Annotated in this window: 17 protein-coding genes; 12 read left to right on the forward strand and 5 right to left on the reverse strand. The window is 58.1% G+C overall.

All coding sequences use genetic code 11. From position 1 onward, the window contains the following. Positions 1-108 precede the first annotated feature (108 nt). The gene (locus B5D61_RS20270) at positions 109-2,715 is read right to left on the reverse strand and encodes a DUF6600 domain-containing protein (RefSeq protein ID WP_078815265.1); all 2,607 of its coding nucleotides are present in this window, start codon (positions 2,713-2,715) and stop codon (positions 109-111) included. 113 nt (positions 2,716-2,828) lie between these two features. Here B5D61_RS20270 and tilS point away from each other — a divergent pair, with 113 nt between their 5' ends. Further along, positions 2,829-3,788 (forward strand): tRNA lysidine(34) synthetase TilS, encoded by a 960-nt coding sequence (gene tilS / locus B5D61_RS20275; RefSeq protein ID WP_078815266.1) that lies wholly within the window; start codon positions 2,829-2,831, stop codon positions 3,786-3,788. A 39-nt stretch (positions 3,789-3,827) separates the two neighbouring features. Here the strand turns inward: tilS and B5D61_RS20280 are convergent, their stop codons facing one another. After that, a complete protein-coding gene (locus tag B5D61_RS20280) occupies positions 3,828-4,838 on the reverse strand; it encodes a TerC/Alx family metal homeostasis membrane protein (RefSeq protein ID WP_176159565.1) in 1,011 nt (336 codons plus the stop codon). A gap of 201 nt (positions 4,839-5,039) precedes the next feature. Here B5D61_RS20280 and frr point away from each other — a divergent pair, with 201 nt between their 5' ends. The 3 genes from frr to B5D61_RS20295 all read left to right on the forward strand — a co-directional run bounded on the left by frr (position 5,040) and on the right by B5D61_RS20295 (position 8,614). After that, a complete protein-coding gene (gene frr, locus B5D61_RS20285) occupies positions 5,040-5,612 on the forward strand; it encodes a ribosome recycling factor (RefSeq protein ID WP_245846576.1) in 573 nt (190 codons plus the stop codon). Positions 5,613-5,732: 120 nt separating this feature from the next. Then, positions 5,733-6,410: an acyltransferase gene (locus B5D61_RS20290; RefSeq protein WP_078815269.1), complete on the forward strand. Its 678-nt coding sequence runs from the start codon at positions 5,733-5,735 to the stop codon at positions 6,408-6,410. Between the two features lie 155 nt (positions 6,411-6,565). After that, on the forward strand, positions 6,566-8,614 hold the full coding sequence (locus tag B5D61_RS20295) for a carbon starvation CstA family protein (RefSeq protein WP_078815270.1): 2,049 nt from the start codon (positions 6,566-6,568) through the stop codon (positions 8,612-8,614). Positions 8,615-8,788: 174 nt separating this feature from the next. Here the strand turns inward: B5D61_RS20295 and B5D61_RS20300 are convergent, their stop codons facing one another. Continuing rightward, positions 8,789-9,691, reverse strand: coding sequence for a hypothetical protein (locus B5D61_RS20300; RefSeq protein WP_078815271.1), 903 nt, complete (start codon positions 9,689-9,691; stop codon positions 8,789-8,791). 144 nt (positions 9,692-9,835) lie between these two features. On the opposite strand from B5D61_RS20300, the gene B5D61_RS20305 reads away from it, so the two are divergent. Next, entirely contained in the window at positions 9,836-10,963 is a 1,128-nt protein-coding gene (locus tag B5D61_RS20305; protein ID WP_245846577.1) for a M20 family metallopeptidase, read from the forward strand. 31 nt (positions 10,964-10,994) lie between these two features. Further along, on the forward strand, positions 10,995-11,921 hold the full coding sequence (locus tag B5D61_RS20310) for an amidohydrolase family protein (RefSeq protein ID WP_078815273.1): 927 nt from the start codon (positions 10,995-10,997) through the stop codon (positions 11,919-11,921). A gap of 15 nt (positions 11,922-11,936) precedes the next feature. On the opposite strand, the gene B5D61_RS20315 is transcribed toward B5D61_RS20310, so the two are convergent. Further along, on the reverse strand, positions 11,937-12,470 hold the full coding sequence (locus tag B5D61_RS20315) for a hypothetical protein (protein ID WP_078815274.1): 534 nt from the start codon (positions 12,468-12,470) through the stop codon (positions 11,937-11,939). Positions 12,471-12,666: 196 nt separating this feature from the next. On the opposite strand from B5D61_RS20315, the gene kdsA reads away from it, so the two are divergent. The 5 genes from kdsA to hpf are packed head-to-tail and all read left to right on the forward strand — an operon-like array spanning position 12,667 to position 16,566. Next, positions 12,667-13,497, forward strand: a complete 831-nt coding sequence (gene kdsA / locus B5D61_RS20320) for a 3-deoxy-8-phosphooctulonate synthase (RefSeq protein ID WP_078815331.1) — start codon at positions 12,667-12,669, stop codon at positions 13,495-13,497. Next, positions 13,497-14,012, forward strand: coding sequence for an LPS export ABC transporter periplasmic protein LptC (locus tag B5D61_RS20325; protein WP_078815275.1), 516 nt, complete (start codon positions 13,497-13,499; stop codon positions 14,010-14,012). The genes kdsA and B5D61_RS20325 overlap by 1 nt, the downstream gene beginning before the upstream one ends. Position 14,013: 1 nt before the next feature. Further along, the gene (locus tag B5D61_RS20330; protein ID WP_078815276.1) at positions 14,014-15,003 is read left to right on the forward strand and encodes an LptA/OstA family protein; all 990 of its coding nucleotides are present in this window, start codon (positions 14,014-14,016) and stop codon (positions 15,001-15,003) included. 24 nt (positions 15,004-15,027) lie between these two features. Next, a complete protein-coding gene (gene lptB / locus B5D61_RS20335) occupies positions 15,028-15,918 on the forward strand; it encodes an LPS export ABC transporter ATP-binding protein (RefSeq protein ID WP_245846578.1) in 891 nt (296 codons plus the stop codon). Positions 15,919-15,975: 57 nt separating this feature from the next. Continuing rightward, complete coding sequence (hpf, locus tag B5D61_RS20340) at positions 15,976-16,566, forward strand: ribosome hibernation-promoting factor, HPF/YfiA family (RefSeq protein ID WP_078815277.1); 591 nt, start codon at positions 15,976-15,978, stop codon at positions 16,564-16,566. Between the two features lie 111 nt (positions 16,567-16,677). Here hpf and B5D61_RS20345 read toward each other — a convergent pair whose 3' ends face one another. Further along, a complete protein-coding gene (locus B5D61_RS20345) occupies positions 16,678-17,310 on the reverse strand; it encodes a TPM domain-containing protein (protein WP_078815278.1) in 633 nt (210 codons plus the stop codon). Positions 17,311-17,453: 143 nt separating this feature from the next. Here B5D61_RS20345 and B5D61_RS20350 point away from each other — a divergent pair, with 143 nt between their 5' ends. Continuing rightward, entirely contained in the window at positions 17,454-19,811 is a 2,358-nt protein-coding gene (locus B5D61_RS20350) for a glycosyltransferase (protein ID WP_078815279.1), read from the forward strand. Positions 19,812-19,833 lie beyond the last annotated feature (22 nt).

A 19,833-nucleotide genomic window follows, 5' to 3' on the forward strand; every position in this document is an offset into this window, starting at 1 on the left:
TCTGTAAATTAAAATTTATTCGCCCAAGCCTTATGAGGATTGTCTTGAGGGTGGCTTTATCACACTATGTCCATCACTTCCTAAGGCCATTTGTTGGGGCAGCGCTTTTCACGGATTGTCTGGATTACGGCGGCGGTCGCGTTGATCCTCGTTGTTTTGACGCTTCTGAGGCTCACGCTGACGGCCTGCGGCCTCGGCCGCTCTCCTGCGAGCTTCGGCTTCCTGTTGGACGCGGGCTGCGGCCTCACGGGCTTTCTGCGCCATTTCCTCCCGCTGCTTTTGGATCATCTCCTGCTTTTGCTGTTCCTGCTGGCGGCGTTGGCTAGCTACGGCTTCGGCTTGCTGACGAGCCATTTCTTTCTGTTGAGCTAGGGCTTCGGCCTGAGCGCGGGCGGCTTCCGCATCACGCTGGCGTTTGGCGGCTTCGGCCTGGGTTTTCATGGCCTCGGCTTGCTGGCGGCGCAGGTCATCGTTGCGTTTCTGCATCATATCTGCCTCCGCTTTTTTGCGCAGGAGTTCCTGCTGTTTCGCCATGGCGGCTTCGCGGTCACGCTGGGCGGCTTCGGCTTTCTGCATCTCACGGGCTTTCAGAGCCTCAGTCTGTTGACGGCGCAGTTCGTCGTTGCGGCGTTGCTGCTCGGCCATCTTCTCCGTCATGGCGCTGGCTTCGGCTTGTTTGCGGGCAAGGTCATCCTGACGACGTTGCTCAGCCTCGGCTTTCTGCTGCATTTCAGCCGCTTTCTCGGCGGCAGCTTTTTGCTGGGCCATCTCCTGCTGTTGTTTCAGGAGTTCAGCTCGATTCTTCGCGGCCTCCGCTTGCTGCGCCATTTCTTCTTGGCGGCGCTTCATCTCGGCTTCTCGTTGGGACGCTTCGGCTTTGCGCGCTTCATCAGTATCATCCGCCCTATCGCCGGGTCGAGTCATGCCGGGCCGATGTCGGCCTTCACGATCCCGTCCGGTATCTGGGGTGGGCTCGACGGTGCCTGGAGTGGGGGTGCTGCCTGGAAGTGGAAGGGTCGGGCGTGTTTCCGGCCTTGGCATGCCGGGGCGGTCTTCGCGGTCGCGACCACGATCCCGTCCGGTATCTGGGGCGGGCTCAACAGTGCCTGGAGTGGGGCTGCCGCCTGGAACCGGGACTGCGGGACGTGTGTCTGGCTGAGGCATGCCAGGACGGTCTTCACGATCGCGATCACGATCCGGTGTGCGATCCCCGGGGGGGGGTATAGGCACTCCTCCTGGCAGCGAGATACCCGGGCGGACCTCGGGCCGCGACATGCCAGGGCGTCCTTCGCGATCCCGTTCACGGTCATTTTCAGTGGGGCGTTCTCCAACGGTGGGGCTTGGCATGCCGGGGCGAATTTCAGGCCGAGTCATGCCGGGACGGCCATCACGATCACGATCGCGGTCACGCTCTCCTCCGGTTGCGACGGGGGGCTGGTCACGGATGCTTGGTTTGGGTTCGGGCGGCTTTTTAGCTTGGCGGCTCACGAGCTCGCGCAGGTTTTGGCGGCGATCCGAAGGAATGTCGGTCCAGGCATCCACGAGGGCTGGGCGTGAGATTTTTTCCGCGATGCGGCTTGGGCGCTCAGGGCGTTTGTCCCGACTGATGGGCAGGGGGGCTGCAATGAGGGTTGGCACACCGTCACGGTCCCGATCTCGGTCACGTGGGCCCGCCATGGGCCGGTCGAGTGCACGCTCCACCCGGACGGAAGCGACGGGGATGCGCTTGCCGATGCGGTTTTCCAGCCAATGACGATCTGGCCCGCCGCGATTGACGAAGAAGTGAGACTGCTGCTGGTTGACCTGAATGATGTTCGTCACGTTCACCGTCTGCTGGAAGATGGTGGTGATGCGGTTCAAGGAGAGGGTGACGTTGATGTAGCTGCTACGGCCAAAGTTGGCGGACTCGATGAAAATGTAGCTGCTCGGGGAGAGGCCATAGTTGACGTCACAGTCATACCCGATGGTGGTGTAGCCACGGCGTGGGGCAGGGGGCAGAGGAGCCCAGCCGACACAGTCATCCCCAGAACGCCAGGAAACCCAGGCGGGAGCCCATTCACGCCCCGGCACCCACACCCAGCCATGCCGGGAGATGCGCACCCAGCGGCCATAGTGGTAGCAGGCCCAGCCAAAGGGCTCGGGGCTATCCCAGGCCCAGCCGTGATCACTCCAGACCCAGCGCCCATCCACATAGGGGCGCCACGTGGAGCGTGAAGCCAGAGCGGGTCTCCAGGCATAGCCGTAACCCTCCACCTCCAGCCACTGACCATGCGGGCTGAGTTGCTCGTAGAACATGGAGTAGTCGGTCTCGGGATCCACCCAGGCTTGGCCGCCGGGTTCGGGGACGTAAGGCGCAGGCTCGGTGACGACAGGTCGGTTGGCCAGTTCGTCCTTCAGTTCCTCGCTCTTTTGCCGGGCGGCTTCCGCATCCGCGAGCAGGCGCTCATTCTCTTGCTGGAGAGCCTCAAGCTTGGCCTGCATTTCCGCATTTTCTTTGTCGCGGATGCTTTGCTGGAGATCCGCCAGTTGGCGCTGTAACTCCTCGCTGCGAGCTTGCATATCTGCCGCCTGCTGTTCATAAGCCGCTTGAGTTTCCTCCAAGCGCCGTTGGTTTTCCTCGGCCGCTGTGTTATTCAGAGATGGGATCTGGCGGTCACAGCTTGACAGAGTCAAGGTCAAGATAACGCAGGCACCCGCGAAAGGAATCGTTTTCATAAGATCGGAAAGACGCCGCTTTTGACGAGCATCCCACTTTTGTTGTTCATGAACAATGCATAATTCTGTGAAACCTCCCGACAAAGCGTGCGGAAGGGTTTCCCTTTGACTCCATGCCTTCTTCGTTTCTTCTGGCAGATCTCGATCTCGCAACCCCTGCACTCGTCGCGGTGTCGGGGGGGCGCGATTCCGTGATGTTGCTGGATCTGTTGATGAAGGCGGGGCATCCATCCTTAATCGTGTGTCATCTCAATCATGGCCTTCGTGGCCGTGAATCAGGGCAGGACGCGGTCTTCGTGCGGCGTTTGGCTAGGCACTACGGATTACCGTGTGAGGTGGAGAAAGTGAATGTGCGGCAAAGGGCCAAGGATAAGCGCATCTCCCTGGAATTGGCTGCGCGTGAAGCTCGGTATGAATTTCTCCAGCGCGTGGCGCACCAGCACGGAGTGCAGCGTCTGTATCTCGCGCATCATGCCGATGATCAGGCCGAGACGATCCTAGCCAATCTTTGTCGAGGCAGTGGCATCGCGGGTCTGCGCGGGATGCAGGTGGAGACTTCTCTAAATGGCATGGTGTTGGTTAGGCCGCTGTTGAGCGTGCGCCGGGTGGACATTGACGCATATGTGCAGGCGCATCGCTTGCCGTATCGGGAAGATTCCAGCAATCGAAGCGCGCTGCATCGGCGTAACCGGCTGAGGCATGAGGTCTTGCCCCTGCTCAATGCGGTGTATGCACGCGATGTGGCACCCATCGTGACTCGGTTGGGCCGCTTGGCCGCACGTGATGAGGATTATCTGAAACAGCAGGTGCTAAGTTTCTTGGAAAAGGAGCAGGTCATCGAGGAGGATGGAAGCCTCAACGTGACGAGTCAGCTACGTCAGCTACATCCGGCTCTGCTGGCAAGGGTGTTGCACTTTTGGTTAGGTGATCAACTCGGGCTGCCGGGGGTAGATGCGGAGGTGGTGGAGGCCGCTTCAGGCATGCTCGCAGCCGATGGGCCGGCCAAGGTCAATCTACCGGGAAGCCGCTGGCTGCGTCGGAAGGCCCGCCGACTGTGGGTGGAAGGCGGGTGAATGTTCAGTTCAGCCTGATGGTGAAAGCAAGCTGCGCATTCACGCATCGTTGAGTTCCTTCGGATCAGGCACGGCCAGAGACATGATCACTCCGGCGGTGAGAATGAAGGCGACGACAGAGACGCTGATGGCGGGGTCAAGGTGATAGCCGAAGGCGCTGCCGATGAGCTTCAGGGCCACAAAGATGAGCAGGATCATGATGGCCTTGTCCAAAGCCCAGAGGCGACTCTGCGCGGCGACGAGTAAGAAGTAGAGACTGCGCAGACCGGCCGCCGCCCACAGGCTGGAGGTGATCATGAGATAGGGATCACGCACCACGGCAACGATGACGGGCATGGAGTCAAAGGCGAAGACCACATCGCACATCTCAATGCAGAAGAGGCAGAGGAACAGCGGGGTGACCCCATGAGAAAAGAAGTGCCCGCTTTCGATGGAAGGGTTGGTGGGGGTGAGCTTGCGCATGAAGCGCACGGACCAGTGGTTGGTATAGTCGATCTCCACCGTGTGGCCCGCGCTCTGCCACATCTTAAAGACCGTCCACAGCACTACAAGGGCAAAGCCGATCAAGACATAGGGGCTGGCATTGGCCATGAAGGCCCCGAGGCCCAGGAAGAACATGCGGAAGACGATGGCCCCGAGAATCCCCCAATAAAGGATGCGGTGCTGAAAGTGCTGATTTTTCTCCGAGGTGAGCCCAAATGACTTAAAGATGAGATAGAAGGCAAACAGGTTATCCAGGGCGAGCGCCTTCTCTAGAATGTAACCGGTAGCATAGAGGCTGACCGCACCGCTACCATCTAGGGTGCGCCACATATCGCCAAACTTCTCTGTGCGCGGGTTGTTCTCAAAGCTCCACCAGACGTATCCGGCAAAGGCGGCAGCGCAGGCCACCCAGATCAACGACCACTTCAGTGCATTGCCCATCGTGATCTTCTGACCCTTTTTATGAGTGAACAAATCGATGGATACCGCGACGATGAATGGCACCAGGAAGGCGAGGACATCAAGCATGGAGATGGCCTTGAAGGGGCTGAGTGAGTCTTCAATCATGGGGGAGATTCTGTATGGATACGGATTCCGATGGCTGAGCGAGTGTGCTTGGCGATTAGAAGAAAGGGCGGTTTTTATCATTGCCTCTGCGCCAGGAGCGGCCTGCGAGACGATTCTGGCAGAAGTCTCCCAACTCCGCGGTGGACATGGGCGGCACTGGCGGGCATGCTGCACGCCCAAATTTCATTATAAGATACCGTTATGTCTATGGACCCCGAAATGACGATGCTGGAGTGTGAAGAGGCGATGACCAAGGCGGTCGAGTTTGCCATCCACGAATTTGCTGCCGTGCGCACGGGCAAGGCCTCCCCAGGTCTCGTCGAGGGCTTGGACGTGCACGTGCATAGCTACGGCTCCCACATGAAGCTGAAGCAGATTGCAATGATCACCACCCCGGATCCACGCCTCATCCGCATCGAGCCGTTTGATTCGTCCACGCTGCATGACATTGACCGCGCCATCCGTGAATCCCGACTGGGTCTCAATGGCAGCATCGAGGGTAAAGTTATCCGCCTGCCCATCCCTGCACTCTCTCAGGAGCGCCGTGAGCAGATGGTGAAGCTGGTCAAACAGATGGGTGAAGAGGCCAAGGTGCGCGTCCGCGCTGCCCGCCGTTCTGCCATCGAGGAACTGAAAAAGGGCGAGAAGGACAGCATCATCACCGAAGATGACCTGCATCGCCTGGAAAAAGAAGTGCAGGCCATGACGGATAAAAAGATCGCTGAATTGGATCAGCACATGGCTTCGAAGGAAAAAGAAGTGATGACGGTGTAAAAGCTGTCGTGCACATTGGGTTCAGGCAGGAGTGGATGAGGGAAGAGAGTCTTCGCCTACAGCCAGGTACTGTCTTGACGCCCGTTCAGAATAAGTCTCAATCTCAGCATCTCCCTCCCGATGTTCCTCCCTGCTGATTACCTCGACCTTAACCGCACCCAGCACAGCATCCTTTTCCCGGCGGCTGAGCCTGTGTGGGCTGCCCTATCCAAGATCGAGTCGTATCTCGAATTTCGCCTCCAGCGGGAGTTGCGCTGCGCCATTCCTCCGGGGGCTTTCATTGGCGAGGATGTCTTCATCGATGAAGGCACCACCATTGAGCCGGGGGCGGTCATCAAGGGACCGGCCTGGATCGGTAAAAACTGTGTGATCCGGGCAGGGTGTTACATCCGAGAGAACGTGATCGTCGGAAACGCCTGCGTGCTGGGGAACTCCTGCGAGTTTAAAAACTGCGTCGTTTTCGATCACTGTGAAGTGCCCCATTACAACTATGTGGGTGATTCCATCCTTGGCTATAAAGCCCATCTGGGGGCCGGAGTTGTCTTGTCCAATGTCCGTCTGGATCGTAGTGAAGTCGTGGTCACGGACGGCAAAACATCTCACCGCACGGGGTTAAAAAAATTTGGTGCCGTCATTGGCGACCATGCCGAAATCGGCTGCAACAGCGTCATCAATCCCGGCACCATCATTGGTCGTCGCAGCATCGTCTACCCTCTAACCAGCTTCAGCGGCGTCCTCCCTGGGGACAGCATCCTGAAGACACGTCAGCAGCAGCAGGTGGTGAAAAGGATGGTGTAAAACGACGCGAGGAGAATGAGTTGGCGGTTTAGCACCGTTCCTTTCAGACGGTTGTCTATCTGTGCGTCGCCCCCGGCGCTAAGAGCCCCCCACGTTCGTGACTGCCATTCGCCCTTGCCCTGGCTGGGGGGAGCCTCTATTTTCGCCATCCAACTATGCCTAAAGTCCTTCGCATTCTTCTCTGGATCGCTATTTCCGCCCTCGGGGCTGGGGCGGTCGCTTTCTCGGCGTTTCACAAAGGTGAGACGATCAATGCCCTGTGGCTGGTGGTCGCCGGCGTGTGCTCGTTTGCAGTGGCTTACCGGTTTTACAGCAAGTGGCTGATCACGAAGGTGCTGGTGCTGGACAAAGAGCGCGCGACTCCGGCGCATACCAAGAAAGACGGCAAGGACTTTGTGCCGACGAATAAGTGGGTGGTCTTCGGTCACCACTTTGCGGCGATTGCAGGTCCTGGTCCGCTGGTCGGCCCTGTGTTGGCAGCGCAGTTCGGGTATCTCCCCGGCATGTTGTGGATTTTGGTCGGAGCGACTTTGGGCGGCGGGGTGCACGATGCGATTGTGATGTTCGCTTCCATCCGTCGTGGCGGTAAGTCCGTGGGGCAGATGCTGAAGGAAGAGGTGAATCCGGTGGTCGGTTTCGTCGCCATGATTTCCGTGTTGGCGATCATGACCATCCTCCTGGCCGTGTTGGGGCTGGTGGTGGTGAAGGCGTTGGCCGAGAGTCCTTGGGGCCTGTTTACCATCGCCATGACCATCCCGCTGGCATTCATCATGGGCGTGGGGCACACGATCTTTAAGGTCAGCGTGCGTAATGTGACCATCTTCGGCATTGTGGGTCTGCTGGTCGGTGTTTGGGCGGGCAGTGAACTCAAAACGCTCGGCATTGAGCATTACTTCGAGCGCTCCGGTGAGTGGATGGCCTGGTCCATCATGATTTATGGTTTCGCCGCTTCCGTGTTGCCGGTGTGGATGCTGTTGGCTCCGCGTGATTACCTGAGCACCTTCATGAAGATCGGCACCGTGGCGGTGCTGGCTGTGGCCGTTCTCGTGGTGGCTCCCGAGCTGCACATGCCGAAGCTCACCGACTACGCCAGCAACGGTGAAGGTCTGGTGTTCCTGGGCAAAGTGTTCCCCTTCGTGTTCATCACCATCGCTTGCGGTGCCATCTCCGGTTTCCATGCCCTGATCTCCAGTGGCACCACGCCGAAGCTTTTGGATAAAGAAGACAGCATCCGCAGTGTGGCCTATGGGGCCATGGTGACGGAGATGCTGGTGGCCCTGATGGCTCTGGTTGCGGCTTGTGCTCTGCAACCCGGTGAATATTTCGCCATCAATGCGGGCATCAACAAGACCATGGCTCCTGAGCAGGTCACGCAGGTGATCACAGCCGCGGGTTATCCTGTGACGGTGGCGGGCATGAATACCCTGGCCAGCGAGATTGGTGAGAAGACCATGTTTGGCCGTGCCGGTGGTGCCCCGACTTTCGCCGTGGGGATGGCCCATATGTTTGCCCGTGCGTTTGGGGATAAGCTGATGGCTTTCTGGTATCACTTCGCCATCATGTTTGAGGCGTTGTTCATCCTGACGACGATTGATGCAGGCACCCGTGTGGGCCGCTTCATTCTTCAGGACTTCATGGGCAATATCTGGAAGCCGCTCGGCAACACCAAGAGCATGCCGGCCAACGTCTTCGCCAGCGCCATGCTGGTGGCCATGTGGGGTTACTTCCTCTATCAAGGTGTGGTGGATCCGCTGGGCGGCATCAATACCCTGTGGCCGCTCTTCGGCATAGCCAATCAGTTGCTCGCGGTCATCGCCTTCTGCCTTGGCACCACCATCCTCATCAAGATGGGCAAGGCCCGCTACATGGCGGTCACACTGGCGCCGCTAGCCCTGCTGCTTTCCGCCACTTTCTCGGCCGGTTGGATCAAGCTGTTCGATAAAGATCCGCGCATGGGCTTCCTGGCTCAAGCTGAACTTTACGCTGGTAAGATCGCCGCGGGTGGAACCCCCAAGGAGTTGTCCGACTGGGGCCATCTGAAGTTCAACGGTCTGGTTGATGCCTGGGTGACCGGCTTCTTCCTGATTGCGGTGACCATCGTTTTCTTGGGCTGCCTCGTTGAGTGGATCAAGCTGCTCAGCGGTGCCAAGCAGCCGAAGCTGCACGAAGACCCTTACGTGACCGCTACCGCCGAAGTGGCTTGAGAGGTAATCTCCAAGGATAAAGCCAAAAGCCGTCGTTGCGATACGACGGCTTTTTTGTTCGTGAGACGAGAGGGATGGTGCCCGCCGTCGGATGAATTCCACGCGCCCTCACGCCTTCGGTTATCCCTGATCTCGAATCGAGACTCCGAGTTATCTCTATCGAGCCCCCGCTCCTCACTCCACGCTGATCAGCTTCGTGGTCACCTGCTGGCGCACCGGGAGGGGTTTCTGGCCTTGGATTTCCAGCGCGATGTCCGCCCGGAAAGCTCCGAAGGCGACCGTGCCGCGTTCGAGGTCGAATAGAATCTGCCCGAAGACCTTCGATCCTTTGCCAATCTGCACGGGGCGGGATTCAATGCCGTTGTCGTCATTGGCCATATCACCCTCGAAACTCACCTTGGCGTGGGGGTGTCCGTCGTAGTTTACAATGGCATCGAACTTGACTCGCAGTTCCACATTGACAGAACCGGCACTGGGGAATTTCAGGGTGTGCTCGGCATTCCAGCGGTCGCCAGGTTTCACGCTGCGCTGCTGCAGGCCCATTTCGAGTGAACGGCGATAAAGTTCGGCCACTTCTTTCGCTTCAGCGATGCGGGTCAGCACGGGATTGCCCATATTGGCAGGGGCCATTCCGGCGGTATCTCGCACGTCGAGGAAGTTATCGTTTTCGTCGTAAATGAGCACGAAGGACTTGCCCACACTCTGCCCCACGGAGGCTTTGATGACATCGGGGGCTTTGGAGAGATCGGCGGAATCGAAGGTTTCCTGCTGGCCATTTAGGGTGACTTCTCCGTTCATTTTTTCAAAAGTGACGCGGGCTTCCTTGTGGCCTTTTTCCGTCTCGGTGACGGCAATGGAGGTGACCTGATGCACCTTCATTTTGGAATCCTTGGCTTGGCCGAGTGCGGTCAGGGCTGTGAGGGTCTCGGTCTGAGTTTCCTGGGTATAGGTCTTGCCCGGAAGCCAGCGGATCATCAGCGAGACGGGGCCTTCTTGGGCCATCAGACCCGGGCTGGCGAGCAGGGCGGCCATCAGCACGAGCGCACGGGAAGCGGGGGCAGGGAAGGGGAAAAACATCGTGCTCGCAGCAAAGGGCAAAACCGCACGGCTTGCAACTGTGGCGAAGAAGATGCGCGGGAGTAGGCAAAGTCGCGCTGGGAGTATCGAAGTGAAGGATTGTCAAACCAGTCGGCTTTGCTCATGCTGGTTCTTTCTCTCCCCATGTCTCCAGTGATCCAGACCCTGGCCGATCTTGTGCGCATCAACAGCGTGAACAGCTCTTATGAGGGCGGGCCCGGGGAGCGAGAGATCGCCACCTATGTGCGGCGTTTCTTTGAGCAGCAGAGCATCGAGGTCTGGGAGCAGGAGGTGTTTCCGGGAAGACCCAATGTGCTGGCGCGTTTGCCGGGGATGAATCCAGGCCGACGCATCGTGCTGGAGGCGCACACGGATACCGTCTCCGTGCAGGGCATGACAATCCCTCCCTTTGAGCCGACGATCCGCGACGGGAAAATGTGGGGCCGGGGTTCCTGCGATACCAAGGCTGGGCTGGCCGCCATGATGCATGCCGTGGCTTCACTCAAGGAACAGGGGCTCACTCCGCCCTGCGAAGTCTTGCTAGCGGCCGTGGTGGATGAGGAGTTCTCGTATCGCGGGGTGGTGAGCCTGTGTGAGGGGTTGAAAGCCGATGCCGCCATCGTGGCTGAACCCACGGAACTCAGAGCCGTGATCGCCACCAAAGGGGTGCTGCGTTGCCGGATCGTGGTGCAGGGGAAAGCGGCGCACAGCTCGAAACCTCACCTGGGAGTGAATGCCATCAGTCAGATGGCCAAGGTCATTGCGGCCCTGGAGGCGGATCAAGAGTGGCTCTCCGCACGTCAGCATCCTCTGGTGGGCTCTGGCACCTGCAACATCGGGGTCATCCGTGGAGGCGTGCAGGTGAATTTTGTGCCGGATCGCTGCGCCATTGAGATCGATCGCCGTTTGTTACCGGGGGAACGCGCCGAAGATGCGGTGATGCATTATCGCCAGTTGCTGGCTAGCCTACCGGGCATCCAGGCTCACATTGAGGAGCCGCTGCTGCTTGTGGATGAAGGTCTGGATACCTCTGCCGATGCTGCCGTGGTGCAAGTCGCCACCGCTGTGTTGGGTGAGCTAGGCTTGAATGCCGCGCCTAGTGGCGTGCCCTTTGGGTGTGATGCCAGCAAGCTCTCCCGTGCAGGTGTGCCGAGCATTGTCTTTGGCCCGGGTAGCATTGATCGCGCCCATACCGTGGATGAGTATGTGGAGCTGGATCAGGTGGAGCAGGCTCTCGAGTTCCAAAAAAGATTCCTGCTCGCCTTCACGTAAACCGCTAGCCTTTGCTTTCTTCATTCTCCCCATGAAAACACTCTCCCGTCGGCAGTTCGTCACCAGCACCGTCACCGCCGCCTTGGGGACGCAACTGGGCATGAGTGCCCCCGCCAAGGATGGACACTACATTGATGCTCATGTGCATGTGTGGACTTCAGATACGGAGCGCTATCCCCTGGCGAAAGGGTTTAAAAAGAAAGACATGGCCCCGCCGAGCTTCACGCCAGAGCAGCTCTTTGTGCATACCCATCCGCAGGGGGTGAACCGCATCGTGCTCATCCAGATGAGCTACTACCGTTTTGACAATCGCTACATGCTGGACTGCATGGCAGCTCATCCGGGCGTCTTTTCAGGGGTGGCCATCATCGATGAAAACGCGGCGGATGTGAAGGGCCGCATGAAGGATCTGGCCAAGCAGGGGGTGCGTGGGTTTCGCCTCTATAAAGGAGATCAAGAGGTGAGTGCCTGGCTCAGCTCCCCAGGGATGCAGGAGATGTGGAAAGTGGCGGCGGATGAGGGGCTCAATCTCTGCCTGCTGATCAATCCCGAGGAATTGGCCGCCGCCGATAAGATGTGCATCCAATACCCCCAGACGCCGGTGGTGATCGACCACTTTGCCCGAGTCGGCATGGCGGATGCCATTACCCGTGCGCATCTAGATCGCCTCCTGCACATGTCCGCTCATCCGAAGGTGACGCTGAAAACATCCGCGTTTTATGCCCTGGGCCGGAAGACGCCACCCTACACGGACCTGGGCGGGATGATCAAAGAGTGCCGCCAATACTTCGGGGCTCAGCGGCTCATGTGGGCCAGCGATTGCCCCTTTCAGGTGGACCCTGGGCACACCTACGCGGACTCCATCTCTCTGATCCGCGATCATCTCCCCTTTCTGACGGCAGAGGACAAGGCCTGGATGCTGGGGAAAACGGCGGAGAAGGTGTTCTTCGGCGCGTGACGGAAATGCCGAAACTCACCTGACTCGAGCGGCGTGCAGGATCATGGGTAGCACGCTGAGGGATTTTTCTTTTTCTTCCTCGGACATGGATTCGCCAAGCTTCCAAAACAGCTCTTCCAGGCGTTCCGTGTATTCGGAGATGTAGATCTCCGTGCCTTGGCGGCTTTTGGCCACCACTGCATTGATGCCATTGTTGTAAAAGGTGTGCATGCTGACGATGTCGCTCAGCGGGATCTGCTTTTTTCGCCCCCAGAAGTTCGGGCCAATCAGCACATCGTCTTTGATCACGACGCTGTAACTCTTCATGGCGAGGGCGATAAGGAAAGTCAGGCAAGGGATTCCGGCCAGGAATCCTGCAATGATCCAGGCTATTTCTGAAGACGACAGAGCGTCTGCCGGGGGCTCGGTAGGTTGACGAGAGAAACCCAACAACGAAGAAACCCCGACGATCACCAGACCTGCTACACCGGCCCCGACAAGCGCGAAAAAAATATGTTTCATCAGGGACTTCCAGAGGGAAAACCAGCGGATCGGGAAGATGTCGTTCATCGGAATGTGCTCCTAGAGAAACCCGAAGAGCAATAAAGAGTATGTCATGGTGCGGAGTGTCCCTCCAAGCTGAAAACCCCCGGTCGTGCTTTTACACGTTCGGACCACTTTGGCGGTTGTCAGGGAGAAGGGGCTTCGCTATGCTGATTCCCCGCAAGGTGGTGCCGTGCCACCGGGCGGATTTCTCAAGATCCCCATGCTCCCTCTCCCTGTCGTTAAGGTGGGCTCCGTGCCGGTCGATGGCACGCAGCCTCTGTTTATCCTCGGTCCTTGTGTCATCGAGAGTGAGGAGTTTATCTGGGATGTGGCGGAGCGCTTGGGGGCCATCGCCAATAGCCTGCGCCTGAAGTGGGTCTTCAAGGCCTCCTACGATAAAGCCAACCGCAGCGCCATCAGCTCCTACCGTGGACTCGGCGTGGAGAAAGGCTGCCGTATTCTCGCCGAGATCGGGGCGAAACTGGGCGTGCCTGTCACGACGGATGTGCACTCTCCTGAGGAAGCCAAGATTGCCGCTGAGCACATCGATCTCCTGCAAATCCCGGCTTTCCTGAGCCGCCAGACCGATCTCATCCTCGCCGCAGGGGAGACGGGGCGGGCGGTGAATGTGAAAAAAGGCCAGTTCATGGCCCCTTGGGACGTGAAGAACATCGCCGAAAAACTGGCCAGCGTCGGTTGCGAAAACTTTCTTTTTACTGAACGCGGCACCACGTTTGGGTATCAAAACTTGGTGACGGATATGAGGTCGCTATACTGGATGCGGGAGTTGGGCTATCGCGTTATTTTCGACGCGACTCACTCTGTTCAACGCCCCGGCGGCCTCGGCACCACCACGGGTGGTGATGGCAAGCTGGCTCCGGTTTTAGCCCGCGCGGCAGTCGCCACCGGCTGCGATGGTGTCTTCATGGAAACCCATCCCGATCCCTCCAAGGCTCTTTCGGATGGCCCCAATCAAGTGCCCATGGCGGACATCGCGCAAGTGGTGGAGAAACTGCGCCGTATCCATAGTCTCGTGACGGAGGACTCTTAATGATGAAGTCAGGTGATCTGCTGAGAACCCTCAGCCTCTGGCTCGGCCTGGGGCTGGTGATGACCGCCCTTTCCCAAACCACGACGCCTGAAGAGATCACCAACGATGGCATGGCGGCGTTTGGCAAAATGATCCCCCAGGGCTTTGTGAACGCCGATATCCAAGTGCCCTCCTTCCAGAATGGGCAGCCCTCATCCTTGCTGACGGCGGCCACAGTGACCCGTTTGGACGATGACCGCCTCTCTGCCGAAAACGTGGTGGTGGAGATCTATGGCCAAACTCCGGCGGAAAACATGCGCGTGGATCTGAAAAGCGCGATTTACAACATGACCGAAAAAGTGCTGCGCAGTGGCGAGCGCAGCCGGGTTTCTCGTGCGGATTTCGAGATGGAGGGAGATTCCATGGTCTTTAACTCGGCCACCTCTGTCTCCAGCATGAAAGGCCGCGTGCGCACTTTGATCTTTGACACTGACACGGTCTCGGGCCAATCGAAAGACAACCAACCAACCAACTGACATGAGAACGATCACCAGCATAGCCATGGCACTGAGCTGCATGGTCCTGTCGGCCAGCGGGCAGGGGGCGTCGCGTCTCACCACGCCCACCGGAGAGCAGAAAAAGCAGATGGAAGAGGCTGCGGAAAAACTGCGTCAGGCTCAGGCCAATGGTCAGCTCGATAAGGCGAAGGAAGCCGCGAAAGGCTTGATGGGAAATCTGCCGGGTAATCTCACCGATGCAGCCAAGGCCGCTCTGCAATCTCCAGAAATCAAAGCGCAAGCGGCTGAAGCGGCCAAGGCGGCTGCTAAAAACCTCCTCCCTGAGGCCCAGAAGCTGATGGACGCCCGTGCTGCGGCTCAGCAACAGACCCCTCCCGCTGCCACCACGACCACCCCGGCGGCCGATCAACCCCCAGCGGTGGCTCCGACCGGCCCTCAACCGCAACTGCTTCAGCCTCTGGCTTCCACCCCCCCAGACCCGAGCACGCGTAAACCCATGGCGGTGATCGAGGCGGATTCATCGGTGTTCGATCCGAATACCAGCGTTCTGGTTTACTCCGGCAATGTGCGTGCACGTCACCCGCAGTTTTACATCGAGTGTGAGGAACTGACCGTGCATCTGGAAAAAGATGAAGAAGGGAAAGAGGCAAAGAAGCCCGCTGCGCCTTCCAAAAACGATGCTATCTTAGCTAAACCGAAAAAAGATGAGCAGGAGCGTCAGAGTAAAGTGAAGAAAGCCATCGCGACCGGACCCATGGTGCGGATCGAGAAGGCCAATGAGCAAGGTGAAGTGCAAAGAGCCTTCTGCCGCCATGCGGTTTACGACGGCACCACAGGCATCATCACGATGCGCGATAACCCTCAAGTGCAGACTGGCAATGTGATGCAGGCTGCCATTACCCCCGATACGGTGATGACCTTCGACGAGAAGGGCAACTTCACCTCCAACCGCCGAACCAAAACCATCATCCTCTCCGAGAGTGAGAATGCGGGTCAAGTCGCGCAATAACTTCCAATTCACTTATCCAGGGCAATGTCCGCCTCACGTTCCAAACGTCCACGCACTAAGGATGCCGGGATGCTCCCCCTCATGGAGAACCCGCCGCCAGAGAGCACGGCTACGTCATCCATGGCGGCTGAAGCTGCTGTCCGAGATCCAGCCTCGGCACCTGAGGGTGCTCAGGAACAACCTATCGTGGGGAATGTCCTCCTGCATACCGAAGGCCTGAAAAAGGTCTATGATGGCCGCGCTGTGGTCAACGGTGTGGATATCGAAGTGAAAGAGGGAGAGATCGTTGGCCTTCTGGGGCCGAACGGTGCGGGTAAAACCACCACCTTCTACATGATCGTCGGCCTCGTGCGCCCCAATGGTGGCAAGGTGATGTTCAATGGCAATGATGCCACGCAAGAGCCGATGTTTAAGCGCGCTCGCCTCGGCATGGGGTATCTGCCCCAGGAAGAGTCCATCTTCCGCCGCCTCACCGTGCGGGAAAACATCCTGGCCGTGATGGAAACACAGAGCTACACCAAGAAAGAGCGCGAGGATCAGTGCCAGCAGCTCATGGAGAAGTTCGGCATCGATCACGTCGCGGACAACCTCGCGCTCACGCTGTCCGGGGGTGAAAAACGCCGCCTGACCATTGCCCGCAGTCTCGTCACCGAGCCGAAGCTGCTGATGTTGGACGAACCTTTCAGCGGGGTGGACCCCATCGCTGTGAGTGAGATTCAGGACATCATCCGCATGCTGCGTAAAGCCGGTCTCGCCATCCTCATTACCGACCACAATGTTCGCGAAACACTGAACATTGTAGATCGTGCCTATCTCATTTACGAAGGACAAGTGAGACGGCATGGAACCAAAGATTTTCTCGTCAACGATCCCGAGTCTAGGCGCCTGTATTTGGGCGAGGACTTCTCCATGTGATCCCTGATTCCCTTTCCCACCAACCTTTCAACCAACCCTAAAAGGAGGACATACACCATGCAAAAACATAACGTGAACCTGCCAATCATCGTCACTGGCCGTCACATTGAGATCACGGAAGCCATTCGTGACTACGCCCATAAGAAGATCGAAAGCCTCCACCTAGATTACCCGCGAATCATCGAGGCTAAGGTCATCCTCGACGTGCAGCAATACCGCCAGATGGCGGAAATCATCCTGTTCTGCGCAGACCACATTCATATCGAGGTCCGCAGCACCACGGAAGACATCTATGCTTCGATCGACGAGTCCATCGCCAAGATCGCTCGCCGCATGCGCAAGTATAAAACCCGCCTGCTCAAGAGCCATCGCCCTCGTAAAGAAGGCAGCATCCGTCATCTCGAGCAGAAGGTCTTCCACGCAGACGACCTTCACAGCGAAGACGAAAACATCGAGCATTCCTACGTTCACCAGGAGCAATACAAGGTCCGCCCTCTGTATCCCGATGAAGCCATCATGGACCTCGAAATCAGCCAGCGTCCATTCGTGGTGTTTCACAACCAGAAGACTCACCGCTTGGCCATCATGTTCCGCCGTAACGACGGTGAATATGGCCTGATCGAGCCCGAAGACAAGCTGGCTGCCTAACGATTCCAGCGACCGGCAGGCGTTAGGCCCTGATCGGTTAGGATCCTTCCCATTCCCCGCATGCAGTTGCTGTATGCGGGGTTTTTTGTGTCGCTGGCATGGTCGCGGAGGTCAATACACATCCTCGTCCAGTTCGGCAGGCTCCATTTCCTCCAGCAGGCTATCGGAACTACTGTACCAGGTCTGAACGGGAGCGAGACCGAACGTTTTAGGCAGGGCGTTCAGCACTGTTCTGAGCTGCCGCTCGAGTTCTCGCACAAAAGCTTCGATCGCGGCGCCACATCGGCCTTTGGCGAGGGATCCTGAGGCCGCCGTCAGGCAGATTTCCAGAGAGAGTTCCGGGATGAACGGCTCTAAACCGTAGCCCACCATGGCGGCACTGCGTCGTTGACTGGGATCCAGCAGCAAGAGCACGCCATGGTTATCACCACCCTTTTCCACGGCGCTGAAGAGACTGCCTTTATTGAACAGCCAAAACGCCATCAAGGCGGGAGCGATGTCGGCGGGCCATTCCTGGATGACCACTGCGAAGCTGAGCTGTGGAAAGGTTTGATGTAGAGTTTGGATCACCGCGCGTGCGGACCTCTCTTCTCCTGAGCTCAAAGTTCCTGTCATGTCCGACAACGGGGGCTCCAGCAGAGGAGGCAGACCCAGGGTCTGTGACAGCCCTTCCAAAGTCAAACCACACTGCCTGCACGCTGGATCAAGCTCCAGGGCTGGGGTTTGGCAGGCAGGACAACGCATGCCTCACTGAAACGAGAGCCGATTCCTCACTGCAACGGGTTTTTCAGCGATGGCTCGTTAGTTCCCCAGGTGTGGGAGCTAGCATGATCTTCGGCACGACTTGCATTGCCAATACCCCATTATGGAGATTATAGTTCAACCGAATGCCCGAATGCCCAGTGCCATGCCGACTTGCCTTTCTGATCCGTGACCTCGGTCACGGCGGGGCTCAGCGGCAGTTGGTAACGCTTGCACGGGCCTTGGCTCAGCGGAGCGAGTGTAGCCTTACGGTGGTGCATTTCTATCCCGGTCCTATGGAGGCGGATCTCCACGCGGCAGGGATCAAGACGGTGTGCATTGGCAAACGGCATCGCTGGGATCTGGCGGGTTTTTTCTTCCGACTCCTGCGCACGTTTCGGGAGATGAGGCCGGATGTCATTCATGGCTACCTCCATGAGTCCAACCTCATGGCGTTGCTGCTGAAGCCGCTGTGCGGGTTTCCCAAAATCGTCTGGGGTATTCGCGACTCTCAGACCGATGCGGCGACCTGGGGGATTCTGGGGAAACTGAGCTTCCGTCTGAATTGCCTGCTTTCGGGTTATGCGGATCTCATCATCGCTAACTCTCAGGCAGGGCGAAACTATTATCGAAAACACGGCTACCCTGCGGAGCGATTCGTGGTGGTGCCCAATGGCATCGACATCAGCCGCTACAGCGCCAAGACATCAGGCTCGACAGGGAAGACCTTCACCCTCATTGGCCGCCTTCATCCGATGAAGGATCACGCCACTTTCCTCAAGGCCTTGGCTGAGGTGTCAGAGGCTCAGGGACGCATCATCGGTCAGGGAGACGCGGTTTATATGGAGGCCATGCAAGCGCTGGCGTCTGAGCTCGGTGTTCAAGATCGAATCACGTGGGAACCAACTCGGGATGACCTACCCACTCTTTACCCCCTGCTGGATTGCGTCGTTTCTAGCTCGGCCTATGGCGAAGGTTTTTCCAATGTCTTGGGTGAAGCCATGACCAGTGCCTTGCCCTGCATCGCCAGTGATGTGGGAGACTCTGCGTGGTTAGTGAATGACCCCGCGTGGATTTTCCCCGCCGGAGATGAGGCGGCTCTCGCAGAGAGGATGCGGGCCTTTCTTGCTCTAGCGCCTGAGGGGCGGCACCAACTCGGCCTGAAAAACCGCCAACGCATTTTGGACCATTTCACCGTTCAGCGCATGGTGGAGAGAACCGCTGCCTTGATCAAACCGTCTCTGGTAGGGACCCGCTGCGCCGGGTCCGTAGAATCATCGGATGAGGCAGGTATCTCCTCCTACGACGACGCTGCTATCTCACGCTTTCAAAAATTGTCGGACCAGACGCAGCGGGTCCCTACCAGCCAGACCAGGGTGCTTTGGATCACCACGGGGCTAGGCACGGGAGGCGCTGAAATGATGCTGACGCAGCTGATCGGTGGCCTATCCGGATGTCATCATACGGTCATCTCCCTGACTTCTGGGGGCAAATACGTGAAGCCACTGAAATCTCTGGGAGCGACGGTTCACAGTCTAGACATGCCTGCGGGCAAACCGACACCGAGAGCCGTATGGCGTCTCTTCAAGTTCGCTCGCCAATCCAGGCCCACCGTGATCATGGGTTGGATGTATCATGGTTGCCTGGTGGCTTCCTTGGCACGCCTCTCCACTCCCGCAAGAGTGATCTGGAACATTCGCCAATCGCTCTATGACCTTGCCTTGGAGAAACGAGGCTCGGCGATGGTCATCCGTGCATTAGCTCTGCTTTCCCGGTTTCCTGAAGCCATCACTTACAACTCGGAGGTGAGTGCCCGACAGCATGAAGCCATCGGTTATCGCAAAGCACGCACGAGGCTCATCCCCAATGGCTTCGATCTCAGTCGCTGGGGCAGACGTTTAACGCAGCCCTTGAGGCGTGATCAACCTTATCGTCTCGGTCGTTTCGGTAGATATGCCGCCATGAAAGACTATCCCACCTTTCTCGAGGCCGCAGCCTTGATCGTGAAGAAAGCTCCGCAGGCTGAATTTGTGCTCGTGGGTACTGGCGTGGATGAACAAAACGAAGAACTTACCACTCACATCCATCGCCTCAACCTAACAAAAAACGTTCAACTAATGGGTGAACGTCACGATCTCCCAGAGCTCACAGCATCGCTTGATATCGCAGTCTCATCCTCGGCTTTTGGCGAAGGGTTCCCGAATGTCGTCGGCGAGGCCATGGCGTGTGGTGTGCCGGTTGTGGCTACGGATATCGGCGATACCGCCTGGGTCATGGGTGACACTGGGCGGTTGGTGCCGCCAAGGAACCCTGTTGCATTGGCCCAGGCCTGCCTGGACATTCTGCGTCTTCCAGACGAAGAGCGTCGCGTTCTTGGCCATGAAGGGCGAGAGCGCATTGAGAACCACTTTTCCCTTCAGAGTGTCATAGCCGAATTTGAGACCTTGCTCAGTCATGGCCCTGAGCGGGCAAGCGTGCCTGCTTCACTGAATCCTGAATACTGATCACCGTTTACTGACCTTTCTC

This window comes from Prosthecobacter debontii (assembly GCF_900167535.1).
GTDB lineage: Bacteria > Verrucomicrobiota > Verrucomicrobiia > Verrucomicrobiales > Verrucomicrobiaceae > Prosthecobacter > Prosthecobacter debontii.

Excerpts from the sequence above, each read along its gene's own strand:
- B5D61_RS20270 (WP_078815265.1), bottom strand. The coding sequence starts at position 2,715 with ATGAAAACGATTCCTTTCGCGGGTGCCTGCGTTATCTTGACCTTGACT.
- tilS (WP_078815266.1), top strand. The coding sequence starts at position 2,829 with ATGCCTTCTTCGTTTCTTCTGGCAGATCTCGATCTCGCAACCCCTGCA.
- B5D61_RS20280 (WP_176159565.1), bottom strand. The coding sequence starts at position 4,838 with ATGATTGAAGACTCACTCAGCCCCTTCAAGGCCATCTCCATGCTTGAT.
- frr (WP_245846576.1), top strand. The coding sequence starts at position 5,040 with ATGTCTATGGACCCCGAAATGACGATGCTGGAGTGTGAAGAGGCGATG.
- B5D61_RS20290 (WP_078815269.1), top strand. The coding sequence starts at position 5,733 with ATGTTCCTCCCTGCTGATTACCTCGACCTTAACCGCACCCAGCACAGC.
- B5D61_RS20295 (WP_078815270.1), top strand. The coding sequence starts at position 6,566 with ATGCCTAAAGTCCTTCGCATTCTTCTCTGGATCGCTATTTCCGCCCTC.
- B5D61_RS20300 (WP_078815271.1), bottom strand. The coding sequence starts at position 9,691 with ATGTTTTTCCCCTTCCCTGCCCCCGCTTCCCGTGCGCTCGTGCTGATG.
- B5D61_RS20305 (WP_245846577.1), top strand. The coding sequence starts at position 9,836 with ATGTCTCCAGTGATCCAGACCCTGGCCGATCTTGTGCGCATCAACAGC.
- B5D61_RS20310 (WP_078815273.1), top strand. The coding sequence starts at position 10,995 with ATGAAAACACTCTCCCGTCGGCAGTTCGTCACCAGCACCGTCACCGCC.
- B5D61_RS20315 (WP_078815274.1), bottom strand. The coding sequence starts at position 12,470 with ATGAACGACATCTTCCCGATCCGCTGGTTTTCCCTCTGGAAGTCCCTG.
- kdsA (WP_078815331.1), top strand. The coding sequence starts at position 12,667 with ATGCTCCCTCTCCCTGTCGTTAAGGTGGGCTCCGTGCCGGTCGATGGC.
- B5D61_RS20325 (WP_078815275.1), top strand. The coding sequence starts at position 13,497 with ATGATGAAGTCAGGTGATCTGCTGAGAACCCTCAGCCTCTGGCTCGGC.
- B5D61_RS20330 (WP_078815276.1), top strand. The coding sequence starts at position 14,014 with ATGAGAACGATCACCAGCATAGCCATGGCACTGAGCTGCATGGTCCTG.
- lptB (WP_245846578.1), top strand. The coding sequence starts at position 15,028 with ATGTCCGCCTCACGTTCCAAACGTCCACGCACTAAGGATGCCGGGATG.
- hpf (WP_078815277.1), top strand. The coding sequence starts at position 15,976 with ATGCAAAAACATAACGTGAACCTGCCAATCATCGTCACTGGCCGTCAC.
- B5D61_RS20345 (WP_078815278.1), bottom strand. The coding sequence starts at position 17,310 with ATGCGTTGTCCTGCCTGCCAAACCCCAGCCCTGGAGCTTGATCCAGCG.
- B5D61_RS20350 (WP_078815279.1), top strand. The coding sequence starts at position 17,454 with ATGCCCGAATGCCCAGTGCCATGCCGACTTGCCTTTCTGATCCGTGAC.